This is a genomic window from Stenotrophomonas sp. MMGLT7, from assembly GCF_021168555.1.
In the GTDB taxonomy this organism is placed as follows: Bacteria; Pseudomonadota; Gammaproteobacteria; order Xanthomonadales; family Xanthomonadaceae; genus MMGLT7.
On the sequence record NZ_JAJOZS010000005.1, the window covers coordinates 1 to 15,319 of the forward strand.

Below are 15,319 nucleotides of genomic sequence, written 5' to 3' on the forward strand. Positions count from 1 at the left end.
TCGAAGCGAGCCGCCCATAATAGCGGACTTTTCCGTTTCGTCAACACCTCGTTTCGAGGTATTTCCAAAATCCCTTCGCCGTACAACCCGTAGGCCTTCCGTCGAAGCGAGCCGCCCATTATAGCCGACCCAACCACTCCGTCAACTCCCTCTCTCGAGGCGGTGGACGTCCCCATCCGTTTCAGACTGCGAACAGCCGTTGCCGTCAGGGGAGGGAAATTATGCCCCCAAATACCGGCTTTGGGAAGACGTCAGGGCAAATTTTTCATCAAACCTTCATCGAAGCGTGCCAAGCCGCACACAAGGGCCCGTTTATGGCGTCGCCAGCAGCTGCAGCCTGGCGAAATTGCGCTTGCCCACCTGCAGCACGCCCTCGAAGCCCGGCGCGAACACCCGCTGCGCGTCGTCGACGACTTCGCCGTCGATGCGCACCGCGCGCTCCTTGAGCTTGCGGTTGGCCTCCGAGTTGCTGGGCGTCAGGCCGGCAGCGGTGAGCAGGGCGGCAATACGCAATCCCTCCCGGGGGATGGATATCTGCTGCAGGGGCAGCAGGCCGGTGTCGCCCTGCCCAGTCACGACCGCCTGCCAGCCGGCGACGGCCTGCTCGGCCGCGGCCGAGTCGTGGAAACGGGTGGCCAGTTCGCGCGCCAGGCGCAGCTTGATCTCGCGCGGATTGAGCGCGCCGGCCTCGACTTCGGCCCTGAGCGAACATGCCTCCGATGCGCCGATGTCGAAGGACAGCAACTCGATCCAGCGCCACATCAGGCCGTCGCCGATCTTCATGGTCTTGGTGACGATGTCGATGGCCGGCTCGCTGATGCCGATGTAGTTGCCCAGCGACTTGGACATCTTGGCCACGCCGTCCAGCCCCTCCAGCAGCGGCATGGTCAGCACCACCTGCGGCGCCTGGCCGTAGTGTTCCTGCAGTCCGCGTCCCATCAGCAGGTTGAACTTCTGGTCGGTGCCGCCGAGCTCGACGTCCGCGTCCAGCGCCACCGAGTCGTAGCCCTGCACCAGCGGATAGAGGAACTCGTGGATGGCGATGGACTGCTGGGCGGCGTAGCGCTTGGCGAAGTCGTCGCGCTCGAGCATGCGGGCGACGGTGTGCTGGCCGGCCAGGCGGATCATGTCGGCGGCGGACATCTTGCCGAACCACTCGGAGTTGAAACGCACCTCGGTGCGCTGGCGATCGAGCACCTTGAACACCTGCTCCTCGTACGTGCGCGCGTTGGCGAGCACGTCCTCGCGGGTGAGCGGCTTGCGGGTGGCGTTCTTGCCGGTGGGGTCGCCGATCATGCCGGTGAAGTCGCCGATCAGGAAGATGACCTGGTGGCCGAGGTCCTGGAACTGGCGCAGCTTGTTGAGCAGCACGGTATGGCCCAGGTGCAGGTCCGGCGCGGTGGGGTCGAAGCCGGCCTTGACCCGCAGCGGCCGGCCGCTGGCCAGGCGCTTCTCCAGTTCCTCGACCTTGAGGATTTCATCGGCCCCGCGGCCGATCAGGGCAAGGGACTCGGCAATCGAATTCACGCTTTGATACTCCAGTGGTACGGCTTCAAGGACCTGAACGATGTTAAGTTCAAGTTAATGGCGCGGCAACAAAAACCTGAATCAGCTCAATGGTTTGACGCGCTCTTTTCAGGTGACTATGGTAGCGCGGGTTCGATGCCGCCTTCCGCGGTCGAGAGGATTTCCCAGAATGCCGCACACCGATCTGGGCAGCGCTCGCGGCAAGCAGCGCTTTCAAGAACGCCTGAACATCCTTCACGACTCTTCCCTGCACCGGAAGCTGAAGCAGCATCTCCCCGCCGCTTTCAACCAGCGCTGGACACGGCGGCACTGGATCCACGCCAGCCTGTTCGCGACGATCGGCGCGCTGGTGGCCACGATCGTCCCGGGCTTCTCTAACGCCATCGCGCCGCCGCTGCAGAGCCACTCCACCCTGGCGTTGCCGCTGCCGCCGCTGTCGGACGAGCACCGGCAGGGCGTGGCGGCGGTGGACAACTGGCGGATCCTGCACGTCGAACCGGGGCAGACGCTGGGCGCCCTGTTCGAGCAGCTGAGCATTCCGGCCACGGTGATGCACCGCATCCTCGATCATCCCGGTACCTCCCAGGCGCTGACCCGGCTGCGTCCGGGCGCGGAGATCGCCTTCGAGATCCCGGAGGACGGGCAGCTGCGCTCGATCCGCTTCGACCGCGATCCGAGCCACCGGGTCGAGCTGTCGCTGCAGGGCGAGAACATCCGCGAGAAGGTGCTCGAGCGGGCGACCACCACCCGCACCGTGGTGGCCAGCGGCGAGATCACCTCGTCGCTGTATGCCTCCGCGCGCAAGGCCGGGATGTCGCCGGCGGCGGTGGTGACGATGACCGACGAGATCTTCAAGTACGACATCGACTTCGACAAGGACCTGCAGCCGGGCGACCGCTTCAGCGTCGTGCTGGACGAGACCTGGCGCGAGGGCGAGCGCATCGGCACCGGCGACATCCTGGCGGCGACCTTCACCACTGGCGGCAAGACCTACAGCGGTTTCCGCTATGCGCGCGACGGCAAGTCGGCCGAGTACTTCGATGTGGACGGGCGGCCGCTGAAGAAGAGCTTCATCCGCATGCCCATTTCCTATGCGCGCCTGAGTTCGACCTTCGGCTCGCGCCGGCACCCGATCCTGGGCACGATGCGCATGCACAAGGGCGTGGACTACGCCGCCAGCACCGGCACCCCGATCATGGCGGCCGGCGATGCGCGGGTGCAGTTCGCCGGCACCCAGCGCGGCTACGGCAACGTGGTGATCCTCGACCACGGCAAGGGCTACACCACGCTGTACGGGCACATGTCGCGCTTCGGCAAGATCAAGACCGGCCAGCGCATCAGCCAGGGCACGGTGATCGGCTACGTCGGCTCCACCGGCCTGGCCACCGGGCCGCACCTGCATTACGAATTCCGCGTCAACGGCCAGCACCGCAACCCGCTGTCGATCACCATGCCGCCGCCGGAGCCGCTGCGCGGCGCCGAGCTGGCGAAGTTCCGTGCGCAGACCGCGCCGGCGCTGGCGCGCATCGAGAGCATGGAGAAGGCGATCTATGCCGACGCCGGCTCGTCCGGCGGCAAGAAGACCGCGGATGCATCGCGCCCGGCCTCGGCCAAGCGCGGCTGAGGACCGCGCCTCGCGGTCCAGCCGGTACCCGGACCGTTGACGCGGTCCGGCGACAGGCTTGAAGCTGCCGGACTCCTTTGCCGGCCGTGCGCATGTCCCTGCTCCGCTCCGATTCCGACCTGTTCCTCGGCCTGATGTCAGGCACCAGCGCCGACGGCATCGACGCGGCGCTGGTGCGTTTCCACGACGAGGCCACGCCGCGCTGCGAACTGCTGCTGGGGCAGACCTTTCCCTGGGACGCGCCGCTGCGCGAGACGCTGGTGGCGCTGGGACAGGGCCGCGAGGCCACCTCGCTGGACGCGCTCGGCCAACTCGACGCCCAGGTGGGCCTGTGCTTTGCCGAAGCCGCCAACCGCCTGATCGCCGCCGCCGGCGTGGATCGCGCGCGCATTGCCGCGATCGGCTCGCACGGGCAGACCGTGCGCCACCGGCCCGCGTCCGATCCGGCCTTCACCTGGCAGATGGGCGACGCCAGCCGCATCGCCGAGGCCACCGGGATCACCACGGTGGCCGATTTCCGCCGCCGCGACGTCGCCGCCGGCGGCCAGGGCGCGCCGCTGATGCCGGCGTTCCACCTGGCCATGCTCGGCGCCGCCGACGAGGACCGCGCGGTGCTCAACCTGGGCGGGATCGGCAACCTGACGTTGATCCCGCGCCGCGGGACGGTGCGCGGTTTCGATACCGGTCCGGCCAACGCCCTGCTGGACGGCTGGTGCCAGCGCCATAGCGGGCAGCCGTTCGACGCCGAGGGACGCCTGGCCGCCGGCGGGCGCGTGGACGACGGGCTGCTGCAACGGCTGCTGGAGGACGAATGGTTCGCGCTGCCGCCGCCCAAGAGCACCGGGCGCGAGCAGTTCCACCTGGGCTGGGTGGAATCCCGGCTGGCGGGGGCCGCGCTCGGCGCGGCCGACGTGCAGGCCACGCTGCTGGAACTGAGCGCGGCCACCGTGGCCGATGCGCTGCGCGCCTGGCAGCCGGAGACCACGCGACTGCTGGTCTGCGGCGGCGGCGTGCGCAACCCGCTGCTGATGGCGCGGCTGCGCGCGCGGCTGGCCGGGGTCACGGTCGAATCCAGCCAGGACTGGGGGCTGGATCCCGACTACCTGGAGGCGATGGGGTTCGCGTGGCTGGCGCGGGAGACGCTGGCCGGCAGGCCCGGCAACCTGCCGGCGGTGACCGGTGCGCGCGGCCCGCGCGTGCTGGGGGCGATCCATCCGGCCTGAAAACCTGTTGTGTCTTCTGTGCAGCAACTGTAGGAGCGACTTCAGTCGCGAAGAGACTTTACCGGTAGAGCTCCATCGCGACTGAAGTCGCTCCTACAGTCGCTCCTACAGGTGTTGCCGTGCGGTTTGCCCAAGAGGAGGAGCTGGCCGGCAGCTTGGATAATGCCGCGATGGCCGCGGACGACGCGTCGACCTTCCATTCTTCCGCCGCACCTCGTACCTGCTGGCGAACAGGCCGTGCCCGGGCAGCGCCGCCTGCGTCCGCCACGGGGCCTGGCCGCGCTGCGGCGGATGCGCTCGATCGGTATCGGGTGGACGTCGGCAACGGCGGGTCGGTCACGGTGTTGCGCATGCATGGCCGCGCACCGAGCCAGCCATGACCGGCTCCGCCAGGCTTGCTTGCAGTCAGCCCGCGGCCGCGCTGCGTTCGCGGATACGCGGCCACAGCCACGCCAGCAGCAGCAGCGTGGGCACCACGGTGGCCGCGCTGAGGATGAAGAAGGTGCCGTAGGACGTGGCCTCGACGATGTAGCCGGACACGCCGCCGACGAACTTGCCCGGCAGGTTGGCCAGCGACACCAGCAGCGCGTACTGGGTGGCGGTGAAGTTGCGGTCGGTCAGCGAGGACATGAAAGCCACCAGCACGGTGCCGGCGAAACCCTGGAACAGGTTGTCGGCACTGAGCGCGGCGTAGAACGCCCACAGCTGCCCGGGATGGTGCGCCATCAGCAGGAACGCCAGGTTGGACAGCGCCACGCCCAGCGCGGCCAGCAGCAGCATGCGGCGGAACCCGAACGCGGCGACCGCCGCGCCGCCGGCGAAGGCGCCGACGATGCCCATCCATATGCCGAACAGCTTGGAGACGGTGGCGATGTCGGCCTTGGTATAGCCCGAGTCGAGATAGAACGGGCCGGCCATCACCCCGATCACCTGGTCGGGAAACTTGAACAGGCCGACGAACAGCAGCAGCCCCAGCGCCAGCGCGATGCCGTTGCCGCTGAAGAAGCTGGAGATCGGCTGCCAGAACGCGCCGACGAAGTCGATCCGGCGCACCACCGTGGCCTCGGGCACCTGCGGCTCGCGACACGCCAGCGTGGTCGCGATCGGCAGCAGCATCAGCGCCGACATCGCCACGTACGACCAGCGCCAGCCCAGGTACTCGGCCAGGTACAGCGCGCCGGCGCCGCCCAGGATCAGGCCGATGCGGTAGCCCAGGGTGTAGGTCGCCGCCAGCGCCGCCTGGGCGCTCTCCGGCGCGACCTCGATGCGGTAGGCGTCGACCACCGAGTCCTGGGTGGCACCGCAGAACGAGGCGAACAGCACCCAGGCCACCAGCCCGCCCACGCCCATCTCCGGGTGCGAGAACGCCAGCGCGAACAGGCCGGCGGTCACGCCGAGCTGGGATACCAGCAGCCAGGAGCGGCGCCGGCCCATGAACGCGATCAGCGGGAACGCGAAGCGGTCGATCAGCGGCGCCCACAGGAACTTGAGCAGGTAGAAGAAGCTGGCCAGGCTGATCAGGCCGATGCTGCCAAGGTCCAGGCCGACGTCGCGCAGGCGGGTGGACAGCGTCTGCGAGGCGATCAGCAGGAACGGCAGGCCGCTGCCGAAGCCGAGCAGCGCCATCGTCAGCGCCGAGGGCGTGCCGAAGGCGCGCTTGATGCCGGCCCAGCCCTTGTAGGACGGCCGGGCCGTGGCCGCCGCTGTCACGGCGCGTAGTCCACGGTGAACGGCGCGTGGTCGGAGAAGCGCTGCTCGCGGTAGATCGAGCAGGCTTGCAGGCGCTGCCGCAGGCCCGGGGTGACGAACTGGTAGTCGATGCGCCACCCGACGTTGTTGGCGCGCGCCGCGCCGCGATTGCTCCACCAGGTGTAGTCCTGGCCCTCGGGGTTGAGCACGCGGTAGGCATCGATCCAGCCGCGACCCTGGGCGGCATCGGCCTCCTCGCCCAGGTCGGCGCACAGGCCGTTGAGCCAGTCGCGCTCCGGCGGCAGGCAGCCGGAGTTCTTCTGGTTGGATTTCCAGTTACGGATGTCCAGCGCCGAGCGCACGATGTTCCAGTCGCCGCACAGCACGTAGTCGCGGCCGCTGGCCAGCCACTGCGCCAGGATCGGCCGCAGCCAGTCCATCACCTGGAACTTGAAGCCCTGGCGCAGTTCGCCCGAGGAGCCGGAGGGGATGTAGAACGACACCACGCTCAGGTTGCCGAAGCGCGCCTCGATGTAGCGGCCTTCCTCGTCGAACTCGCTCCAGCCCAGTGCGGTGCGCACCTCGTCGGGCTCGCGCTTGCTGTAGATCGCCACGCCGCTGTAGCCCTTCTTGGTGGTGGCGTCGCGGAACCAGGCCTTGTAGCCGGCCGGCAGGAACTCGGGGCCGGCGAGCTGGTGTTCCTGCGCCTTGGTCTCCTGCACGCACAGCACGTCGGCGTGCTGCGCGGCGAACCAGTCGAAGAACCCCTTGCTGGCGGCCGAACGCAGGCCGTTGGCGTTGAAACTGATGATGCGCATGTCTGGGAACCGGGATGGGGGATTCGGGATTGGGGATTGGGGATTGGGGATTCGCGAAAGCGTACCCCATTCGTCTCCCCTCGCCTTCGAACCGCTATGCTTTTGCCAATCCCGAATCTCCAGTATCCAATCCCGTCCCCATGACCGAACACCGTCAACGCTTCCTGCAACTGGCCCTGGATGCCGACGCCCTGCGCTTCGGCGAGTTCACCCTCAAGTCCGGCCGCGTCAGCCCCTACTTCTTCAACGCCGGGCGCTTCGACTCCGGCACGCGTATGGCGCGGCTGGCGGCCTGCTACGCCGACGCCATCGACCAGGCCGGGCTGGACTTCGACCTGGTGTTCGGCCCGGCCTACAAGGGCATCCCGCTGGCGACGGCGCTGGCCTGCGAGTACGCGCACCGCGGCCGCGAGCTGCCGCTGGCGTTCAACCGCAAGGAAGCCAAGGACCATGGCGAGGGCGGCAGCCTGATCGGCGCCTCGCTGGCCGGCCGCCGGGTGCTGATCGTCGACGACGTGATCACCGCCGGCACGGCCATCCGCGAGGCGCTGGCGATCATCCGCGCGGCGGGCGGCAAGCCGGCGGCGATCGCGGTGGCGCTGGACCGGCAGGAGATCGCCTCCGAGCAGGATCCGCGCTCGGCCGCGCAGGCGGTGGCCGCCGAAGCCGGCATCCCGGTGGTCGCCGTGGCCGGGATGGACGACCTGCTTGCATTTGCCGGTACGAATCCGGAACTTGTGGGCTTCCAGGAGCCGCTGCTGGCCTACCGCGCCCGCTACGGCAACCACTAGACCACCGACCTGGCGGACAACAGGGGGCTGCCACGATGCCGAACACCACCAGGAGTGCCGCGCTGGGTGCCGCGCTGTTGCTGTTGGCGGTGGCCGCGCCGGCGCAGGACAAGGGCCAGGCGCGCAAGCTGTACTGCTGGGACCAGGACGGCCAGCGCATCTGCAGCGACACCCTGCCGGCCGAGGCGGTCAACCAGGCGCGCGAGGAGTTCAATGCGCGCAGCGGCATGCGCAGCGCCACCATCGAGCGAGCGCTGACCGCCGAGGAACGCGCCAGCGCCGCCGAGCAGGCGGCGCAACGGCGCATGGACGAGGCCGCCGAGCAGACGCGCAGGCTCACCGACCAGGCCATGCTGCTGTCGTTCCAGGACGAGGACGAGCTGCGCCGCGTGTTCAACGAGCGCATCGGCATCGTCGACAACAACATCCAGACCGCGCGCTACAACGTCACCAGCCTGCGCGAAGGGCTGGTGGCGCTGCTGCGCAATGCCGGCGATCGCGAGCTGGCCGGGCAGAAGGTCTCGGACAAGGTCGCCGGCGACATCCAGCGGCGCCACCAGGAACTGCTGCTGCAACTGCGCATGCAGGCCAGCTTCGAGCGCCAGCGCGCCGCGCTGGATGCGGAAATCGAGGATGCGCTGCAACGCTTCCGCCGGCTCAGGGGTTTGGCGGCGGCAGCCGGCTGAGAACGGGCGCCAGGACGGTTCGGGAGTGCGCTTGCCCGGGCTACGCGGTTTCGCGGTTGCTCGTGGTGCCTGCGGGGCGACTTCAGTCGCCGCCGTGGCTCTGCCGGGAAAGCTCCATCGCGACTGAAGTCGCTCCTACACAGGTCGCGTGGCGCGCCTTGCGCGCATGCGGCGAGACGGCGAACGGGCTCTCAGAACGCCAGCTCGATCTCCGGCGCCACCTGCCGCAACTGCTCGCGGAACAGCTGCCGGATCCGTTCCAGCGCCTGCTCGTCGTCGCCTTCGAAGCGCAGCACCAGCACCGGCGTGGTGTTGGAGGCGCGCAGCAGGCCCCAGCCGTCGGCGAAGTCGGCGCGCACGCCGTCGATGGTCGTCAGCCGCGCGGCGGCGAACCGCGAGTCCTCGCCCTGCAGCGAGGCGACGAAGGCCTCCGCCACCGCATGCGGCGATCCGGCCAGTGCCTGCTTGATCTCGGGGGTGGCCACCGTCCGCGGCAGTTCAGCCAGCACCGCGGAGGGCGGCTCCTCGCGCTGGGCCAGTATCTCCAGCAGGCGCGCGGCCGCGTACAGGCCGTCGTCGAAACCGTACCAGCGCTCCCTGAAGAAGAAATGGCCGCTCATCTCGCCGCCCAGTTCGGCGTCGGTCTCGCGCATCTTGGCCTTCATCGGCGAGTGGCCGCTCTTCCATATCAGCGGGCTGCCGCCGTTGCGCAGCACGCAGTCCGACAGCTTGCCGGTGCACTTGACGTCGTAGATCACCAGCGCGCCGGGATTGCGCTGCAGCACGTCGGCGGCGAACAGCATCAGCAGGCGGTCGGGGAAGATCACCTCGCCCTCGCCGGTGACCACGCCCAGGCGGTCGCCGTCGCCGTCGAAGGCCACGCCGACGTCGGCGTCGAAGCGCTTGACGGTCTGCGCCAGGTCTTCCAGGTTGTGCGGCTCGCTGGGATCGGGATGGTGGTTGGGGAAGCTGCCGTCGACATCGCAGTACAGCGGGATCACCTCGGCACCGATCGCCTCCAGCAGCCGCGGCGCGATCTCGCCGGCGACGCCGTTGCCGGCATCGGCCACCACCTTGAGCGGCCGCTCCAGCTGCACGTCGTTGGCGATGCGCTGGACGTAGTCGTCGCCGACATCGCGCTGTTCCAGCGCGCCCGGTTCGGCGGCTACATGCAGGCGGCCCTCGTCGATGCGCCGGTACAGGTCGCCGATCGCGTCGCCGCACAGTGCCTGCCCGCCGATGACGACCTTGAAGCCGTTGTGGTCGGGCGGGTTGTGGCTGCCGGTGACGGCCACGCAACTGCCCGCGCCCAGGTGCTCGCTGGCGAAATAGACCACCGGCGTGGGCACCATGCCGATGTCGATCACCCGGCAGCCGGCCGCGAGCAGGCCTTCGACCAGCGCGGCGGCCAGCGCGGGGCTGGACAGGCGGCCGTCGCGGCCGACCACCACGTCGCGAAGGCCCTGGGCCTGCATCGCGCTGCCGATGGCCTGACCGATCAGCGTCGCGGTCGCCGGCACCAGGTCGCTGCCGACCACGCCGCGGATGTCGTAGGCGCGGAAGATGCCCTCGGCGACGCGGTGGCGCGGCTGCTCGGGCGCTGCCGCCGGCGCGGCGGAGACCGGCGACGGCATCCGCTCCAGGCTCTGCTGCAGGGTCGGTTCGCTGTCGGCCTGTGCCTGCGGCATCCGGCTCCCGCGCAGGCGCAGCAGGCCGCGGCCGTACAGCAGCACGGCGATGGCGGCCACGCCCAGGATCCCGGCCAGCACCAGGCATGCGATCGCGCCCAGGCCCAGCGGGCCGGCGGCGGTATCGGGCACCGCCATCGCCACCCGCAGCCCGGTATCGCCCAGCGCGCGTCCCATCGCCTCGCCGCCGCCGGCCAGGCCGCTGTCGCCCTTCTGCACGACGGTGTAGCCGCCCTGGCGCAACGCCAGGTAGGTGCCGGCCGGCACCTGCGCCTGCTGCACCGGCGCGGCCAGCAGCGATAGCGGCAGGCGCGCGTAGACCAGTGCAGGAACCTCGCCCAGCATCGCCGGGGCGGCCACGCCCAGGCGCACGCCGCCGCCATCGCGCACCACCCGTGCCAGCGTCCTGTCCTGCAGCAGCGCCGCTTCCATCAGTCCCAGGCGGGCATAGCCGAACTCGCCGGCCTGGGCGTAGGCGTCGGCAAGCTCGGCCGGGCGTACCTGCACCTGCTCCGCCGCGGCCCAGCCGCGGGCGATGGCCGCTGCCGCCGCTTCGGCCTCGCCCTGCGCCAGCGCGGCCTGCACCGCGGTGTCCTGCAGGCGGGTGTCCAGCTGCCTGCGCTGCGCGGCCAGCGCCTGCGTCGTCGCCGCCACCACCTGGTCGCGTACCTGCTCGACCCGGGCACGGACATCGCCGTCGCGCCACTGGCGCATGCCGTTCCAGCCCAGCACGCCGGCAACCAGCAGCAACAGCACCGCAAGAAGCGGCGCAGTCCTGCGCAACCGGGCCAGCGTCAGCTCGCCCCCGTCTGCTTCGCCCATCTGCGACTGTCCCCCGTCAGCGCACGCCGGTGTGGCCGAATCCACCCGCTCCCCGTGCGCTGTCGGCGAAAGTATCCACCACCTGCAGCACCGTGCGCACGACCGGCAGCACCACCAGCTGGGCGATGCGGTCGCCCGGCTCGATGGTGAACGCCTCGCGGCCGCGGTTCCACACGCTGATCAGCAGCGGCCCCTGGTAGTCGGCGTCGATCAGGCCGGTGCCGTTGCCCATGACGATGCCGTGGCGATGGCCGAGCCCGGAGCGTGGCAGGATCACCGCGCACAGGTTCGGGTCGGCCAGGTGGATGGCGATGCCGCTGGGCACCAGTGCGGTGTCGCCGGGCTGCAGCGTCAACGCGGTATCCAGCGCCGCACGCAGGTCCATGCCGGCGCTGGCCTCGGTCGCGTAGCCCGGGAGGGACCAGTCGTCGCCGAAACGTGGATCCAGCAGCTTGATCTGCAGCGAATGTGACGCGGACGCGGTGCTCATGCCTGCAGCCTCTGTGCGATCAGCTCGAGCAACTGCTCGGCCAGGCGGGTCTTGGAGGTGGCCGGGAACACCCGCTCGCCGTCTGCCCAGTAGGCGGTGGCGGCGTTCTGGTCGCTCTCGAACCCGCCGTCGGCCACGCCCACCTGGTTGGCGATGATCAGGTCCAGGCGCTTGTCGGTCAGCTTGGCACGGGCGTAGCGCTCGATGTCGTGGGTCTCGGCGGCGAAGCCGACCACCAGCTTGAGCGACTGGGTCTGCGCGGCGACCTCGGCCAGGATGTCCGGGGTGCGCACGAATTCCAGCGTCAGCGACTGCCCGCTCTTCTTGATCTTCTGCGCGGCGACCTTCACCGGGGTGTAGTCGGCCACCGCCGCGGCGCCGATGTAGATGTCGGCCGGCATGGCCGCCAGCACCGCCTCGCGCATCTGCGCGGCCGAGCGCACGTCGATGCGCTCCACGCCCGGCGGCGTCGCCAGGCTGACCGGGCCGCTGACCAGCACCACCTGCGCGCCCTGCGCGGCGGCGGCGGCGGCCAGTGCGTAGCCCATCTTGCCGCTACTGCGGTTGCCCAGGTAGCGCACCGGATCCAGGTCCTCGTAGGTCGGCCCGGCGCTGATGAGCACGCGCTGCCCGGCCAGCAGTTCGCCGCTGGGCGCGAACGCCGGCGCCGCCTCGTCCCCGATATCTTCCCCGGCCTGCACCAGCGCGGCGACGATGGCCTCCGGCTCGGACAGCCGTCCCGGGCCGGACTCGCCCTCGGCCAGCGGGCCATCCACCGGCCCGATGACCTGCACGCCGCGCTGGCGCAGCGTCTGCAGGTTGGCCTGGGTGGCCGGATGCAGCCACATGCGGTGGTTCATCGCCGGTGCCACGGTCAGCGGCGCGGTCGTCGCCAGGCACAGCGTGGCGACCAGGTCGTCAGCCAGCCCGTGCGCCAGCCGCGCCAGCAGGTCGGCGGTGGCCGGGGCGATCACCACCCGGTCGGCCCAGCGCGCCAGCTCGATGTGGCCCATGGCCTGCTCGGCGGCGCTGTCCCACAGCGAGGTGCGCACCGGCAGCCCCGACAGGGCCTGGAAACTGAGCGGGGTGACGAACTGCTGGGCGCCGGCGGTCATCGCCACCTGCACCTGCGCGCCCGCCTCGCGCAACCGCCTCACCAGCTCCAGCGCCTTGTAGGCGGCAATGCCGCCGCCGATACACAGCAGCAGCCGTTTCCCCTGCAAGGGGGGCGCGTTCCGGGTCGCGGTCACTTCGGGAAATCCCTACTTGTTCGAGAACGATTAGCTTACCCGATGGCATCTTTCCGACTGATGCCCTCAGGGCATGAACAAGGTGATGCTGGCCATATGCACATACGCGACTGGCCCGCCACCGAACGTCCCCGAGAGAAGCTGCTCGAGCGCGGCGCCGGCGCGCTTTCCGACGCCGAACTGATCGCCATCTTCATCGGCTCCGGGCTCAAGGGCCGCGACGCGGTGCAGACCGCGCGCCAGCTGCTGAACGACCACGGCCCGCTGCGCACCCTGCTCGATCGCACGCCGGCCCAGCTGGCACGGCTGCCGGGCCTGGGGCTGGCGCGCGCCTGCAAGCTGGCCGCCGCGCTGGAACTGGGCCAGCGCCACCTGGCCGCCGACCTGGAGCGCGGCACCGCCCTGACCGACCCCATGTCCGCCGGGCGCTACTTCGCCCAGCGCCTGCGGCCGCGCCCGCACGAGGTGTTCGCCGCGCTGTTCCTGGACACGCGCCACCGCACGCTGGCGTTCGAGGAGCTGTTCAGCGGCACCATCGACGGCGCCGAGGTGCATCCGCGCGAGGTCGTGCGCCGGGCCCTGGCGCACAATGCCGCGGCGGTGATCGTCGGCCACAACCACCCTTCCGGCAACCGCGAACCGTCCGCCTCCGACCATGCCGTGACCCAGCGACTGAAGCAGGCGCTGGCGCTGGTGGACGTGCGCCTGCTCGACCACTTCGTGGTCGGCGACGGCCTTCCGGTGTCGCTGGCGGCGCGCGGCTGGACCTGACCGGGCGCCTCCCGGAGCCTGAACGGGAGCAGCCGGCTGCAGGATGCGCCGCCGGTCACCTCCACGCGGCTTTTCCGACCTGCGAGTGCCGCCATGGGCGGTGGAATCGCCGCAACCTGGCCCGGCACGGCGGACCTCCCGCCGCCAACGCGGCCCCGCCCGCGCTCCCAGCTGAACCGGATGAAGGCCGGCAGCCGGCCGGGTCGGTTAAAATCACCGGTTTAGCGCTCCAAGCAGATTCCTACGTGAAACCCCAACTCCGCGCCCTGATCGGCCAAGGCATCGAAGCCTTGCGCGCCAACGGCACCCTGCCTGCCGACACCCTGCCGCCGGACTACGTGGTCGAACGGCCCAAGACCCGCGAGCACGGCGACTTCGCCACCAACGCCGCGATGCTGCTGGCCAGGGCCGCGCGCAGCAATCCGCGCGCGCTGGCGCAGCAGCTGGTGGAGGCGCTGCCGGTCAGCAGCGAGGTCACCCGCGTGGAGATCGCCGGCCCCGGCTTCATCAACTTCCACCTCTCCCCCGCCGCCTACCAGCGCGAGGTCGTCAGCGTGCTCAAGGAGCAGCGCGACTATGGCCGCAACCTGTCCGGCAACGGCCGCGGCGTCGGCGTGGAGTACGTCTCGGCCAACCCGACCGGCCCGCTGCACGTGGGCCACGGCCGCGCCGCGGCGATCGGCGACAGCCTGGCGCGCGTGCTCGACGCCAACGGCTGGAACGTCAAGCGCGAGTTCTACTACAACGACGCCGGCGTGCAGATCGAGAACCTGACGCGCTCGGTGCAGGCGCGCGCGCGCGGCTCCAAGCCGGGCGATGCCGACTGGCCGGAAGCGGCCTACAACGGCGAATACATCGCCGACGTGGCCCGCGCCTACCTGGCCGGCGACACCGTCGACCTGGAAGGCCACCTGGTGGTCGGCGCGCGCGACCCCGAGGACCTGGAAGCGATCCGCCGCTTCGCCGTGGCCTACCTGCGCAACGAGCAGAACCACGACCTGGCCGCGTTCGGCGTGGATTTCGACATCTACTTCCTGGAAAGCTCGCTGTACCGCGACGGCAAGGTCGAGGAGGCGGTGCAGCGGCTGATCACCTCCGGCCACACCTACGAGGAAGGCGGCGCGCTGTGGCTGAAGTCCACCGACTTCGGCGACGACAAGGACCGGGTGATGCGCAAGTCCGACGGCACCTACACCTACTTCGTGCCGGACGTGGCCTACCACCTGAGCAAGTGGCAGCGCGGCTACGAGCGTGCCATCACCGAGCTGGGCGCCGATCACCACGGTTCGCTGGCACGCGTGCGCGCCGGCCTGCAGGCGATGGACCTGGGCATCCCCAAGGGCTGGCCGGAGTACGTACTGCACCAGATGGTGACGGTGATGCGCGGCGGCGAGGAAGTGAAGCTGTCCAAGCGCGCCGGCAGCTACGTCACCCTGCGCGACCTGATCGAGGAGGCCGGGCGCGACGCCACGCGCTGGTTCCTGATCGCGCGCAAGCCCGATTCGCAGCTGACCTTCGACATCGACCTGGCCCGGCAGCAGAGCAACGACAACCCGGTGTTCTACGTGCAGTACGCCCACGCCCGCGTGTGCAGCCTGCTGCGGCAGGCGCAGGAAAAGGGCCTGAAGTACGACCAGGACCACGGCGTGGCGGGCCTGAAGCGGCTCGACGACGATGCCTCGCTGGCGCTGATGACCGAGATCTCGCGCTACCCGGAAGTGGTGGAGGCGGCCGGGCAGTCGCTGGAGCCGCACCTGGTCGCGCAGTACCTGCGTGAATTGGCGCACGATTTCCACACGTGGTATCACGGGACACCGGTGCTGGTGGACGACGCCGACGAGCGCGACGCCAAGCTGGCGCTGGCAGTGGCGGCGCGTCAGGTACTGGCCAACGGCCTGTACCTGCTCGGTGTCGGCGCCCCGGAAAAGATGTGATCGGAG

12 protein-coding genes are annotated in these 15,319 nt (G+C 70.1%); 6 read left to right on the forward strand and 6 right to left on the reverse strand.

All coding sequences use genetic code 11. The features are described from left to right. Nucleotides 1-312: 312 nt before the first annotated feature. Nucleotides 313-1,527 carry a tyrosine--tRNA ligase gene (gene tyrS, locus LRX76_RS08205; protein WP_231803960.1) on the reverse strand — a complete coding sequence of 405 codons (1,215 nt, stop codon included), beginning with the start codon at nucleotides 1,525-1,527 and terminating at the stop codon, nucleotides 313-315. Nucleotides 1,528-1,696: 169 nt separating this feature from the next. On the opposite strand from tyrS, the gene LRX76_RS08210 reads away from it, so the two are divergent. Beyond that, the gene (locus LRX76_RS08210; RefSeq protein ID WP_231803962.1) at nucleotides 1,697-3,151 is read left to right on the forward strand and encodes a peptidoglycan DD-metalloendopeptidase family protein; all 1,455 of its coding nucleotides are present in this window, start codon (nucleotides 1,697-1,699) and stop codon (nucleotides 3,149-3,151) included. A 92-nt stretch (nucleotides 3,152-3,243) separates the two neighbouring features. Then, complete coding sequence (locus LRX76_RS08215) at nucleotides 3,244-4,374, forward strand: anhydro-N-acetylmuramic acid kinase (RefSeq protein WP_231803963.1); 1,131 nt, start codon at nucleotides 3,244-3,246, stop codon at nucleotides 4,372-4,374. 405 nt (nucleotides 4,375-4,779) lie between these two features. Here the strand turns inward: LRX76_RS08215 and LRX76_RS08220 are convergent, their stop codons facing one another. Both LRX76_RS08220 and LRX76_RS08225 read right to left on the reverse strand, forming a co-directional pair. After that, nucleotides 4,780-6,084 (reverse strand): MFS transporter, encoded by a 1,305-nt coding sequence (locus tag LRX76_RS08220; protein WP_231803965.1) that lies wholly within the window; start codon nucleotides 6,082-6,084, stop codon nucleotides 4,780-4,782. Further along, nucleotides 6,081-6,881 carry an exodeoxyribonuclease III gene (locus LRX76_RS08225; protein ID WP_231803967.1) on the reverse strand — a complete coding sequence of 267 codons (801 nt, stop codon included), beginning with the start codon at nucleotides 6,879-6,881 and terminating at the stop codon, nucleotides 6,081-6,083. The genes LRX76_RS08220 and LRX76_RS08225 overlap by 4 nt, the downstream gene beginning before the upstream one ends. 140 nt (nucleotides 6,882-7,021) lie before the next feature. On the opposite strand from LRX76_RS08225, the gene pyrE reads away from it, so the two are divergent. Together pyrE and LRX76_RS08235 are read left to right on the forward strand one after the other, a co-directional pair. Continuing rightward, nucleotides 7,022-7,672 carry an orotate phosphoribosyltransferase gene (gene pyrE / locus LRX76_RS08230; RefSeq protein ID WP_231803969.1) on the forward strand — a complete coding sequence of 217 codons (651 nt, stop codon included), beginning with the start codon at nucleotides 7,022-7,024 and terminating at the stop codon, nucleotides 7,670-7,672. 35 nt (nucleotides 7,673-7,707) lie between these two features. Then, complete coding sequence (locus LRX76_RS08235) at nucleotides 7,708-8,358, forward strand: hypothetical protein (RefSeq protein ID WP_231803971.1); 651 nt, start codon at nucleotides 7,708-7,710, stop codon at nucleotides 8,356-8,358. Between the two features lie 191 nt (nucleotides 8,359-8,549). Here LRX76_RS08235 and LRX76_RS08240 read toward each other — a convergent pair whose 3' ends face one another. Genes LRX76_RS08240 through coaBC form a run of 3 tightly spaced genes read right to left on the reverse strand, consistent with a single transcriptional unit; the run spans nucleotide 8,550 to nucleotide 12,608 of the window. Then, the gene (locus tag LRX76_RS08240) at nucleotides 8,550-10,868 is read right to left on the reverse strand and encodes a phosphomannomutase/phosphoglucomutase (protein WP_231803973.1); all 2,319 of its coding nucleotides are present in this window, start codon (nucleotides 10,866-10,868) and stop codon (nucleotides 8,550-8,552) included. Nucleotides 10,869-10,884: 16 nt separating this feature from the next. Next, the gene (dut, locus tag LRX76_RS08245; RefSeq protein WP_231803975.1) at nucleotides 10,885-11,358 is read right to left on the reverse strand and encodes a dUTP diphosphatase; all 474 of its coding nucleotides are present in this window, start codon (nucleotides 11,356-11,358) and stop codon (nucleotides 10,885-10,887) included. Then, nucleotides 11,355-12,608, reverse strand: coding sequence for a bifunctional phosphopantothenoylcysteine decarboxylase/phosphopantothenate--cysteine ligase CoaBC (gene coaBC / locus LRX76_RS08250; protein ID WP_231803977.1), 1,254 nt, complete (start codon nucleotides 12,606-12,608; stop codon nucleotides 11,355-11,357). Before coaBC ends, dut begins: the two co-directional genes overlap by 4 nt. 96 nt (nucleotides 12,609-12,704) lie before the next feature. Here coaBC and radC point away from each other — a divergent pair, with 96 nt between their 5' ends. Further along, nucleotides 12,705-13,379, forward strand: coding sequence for a DNA repair protein RadC (gene radC, locus LRX76_RS08255; RefSeq protein ID WP_231803979.1), 675 nt, complete (start codon nucleotides 12,705-12,707; stop codon nucleotides 13,377-13,379). 245 nt (nucleotides 13,380-13,624) lie between these two features. Next, nucleotides 13,625-15,313: an arginine--tRNA ligase gene (gene argS, locus LRX76_RS08260; RefSeq protein ID WP_231803981.1), complete on the forward strand. Its 1,689-nt coding sequence runs from the start codon at nucleotides 13,625-13,627 to the stop codon at nucleotides 15,311-15,313. Nucleotides 15,314-15,319: the final 6 nt, after the last annotated feature.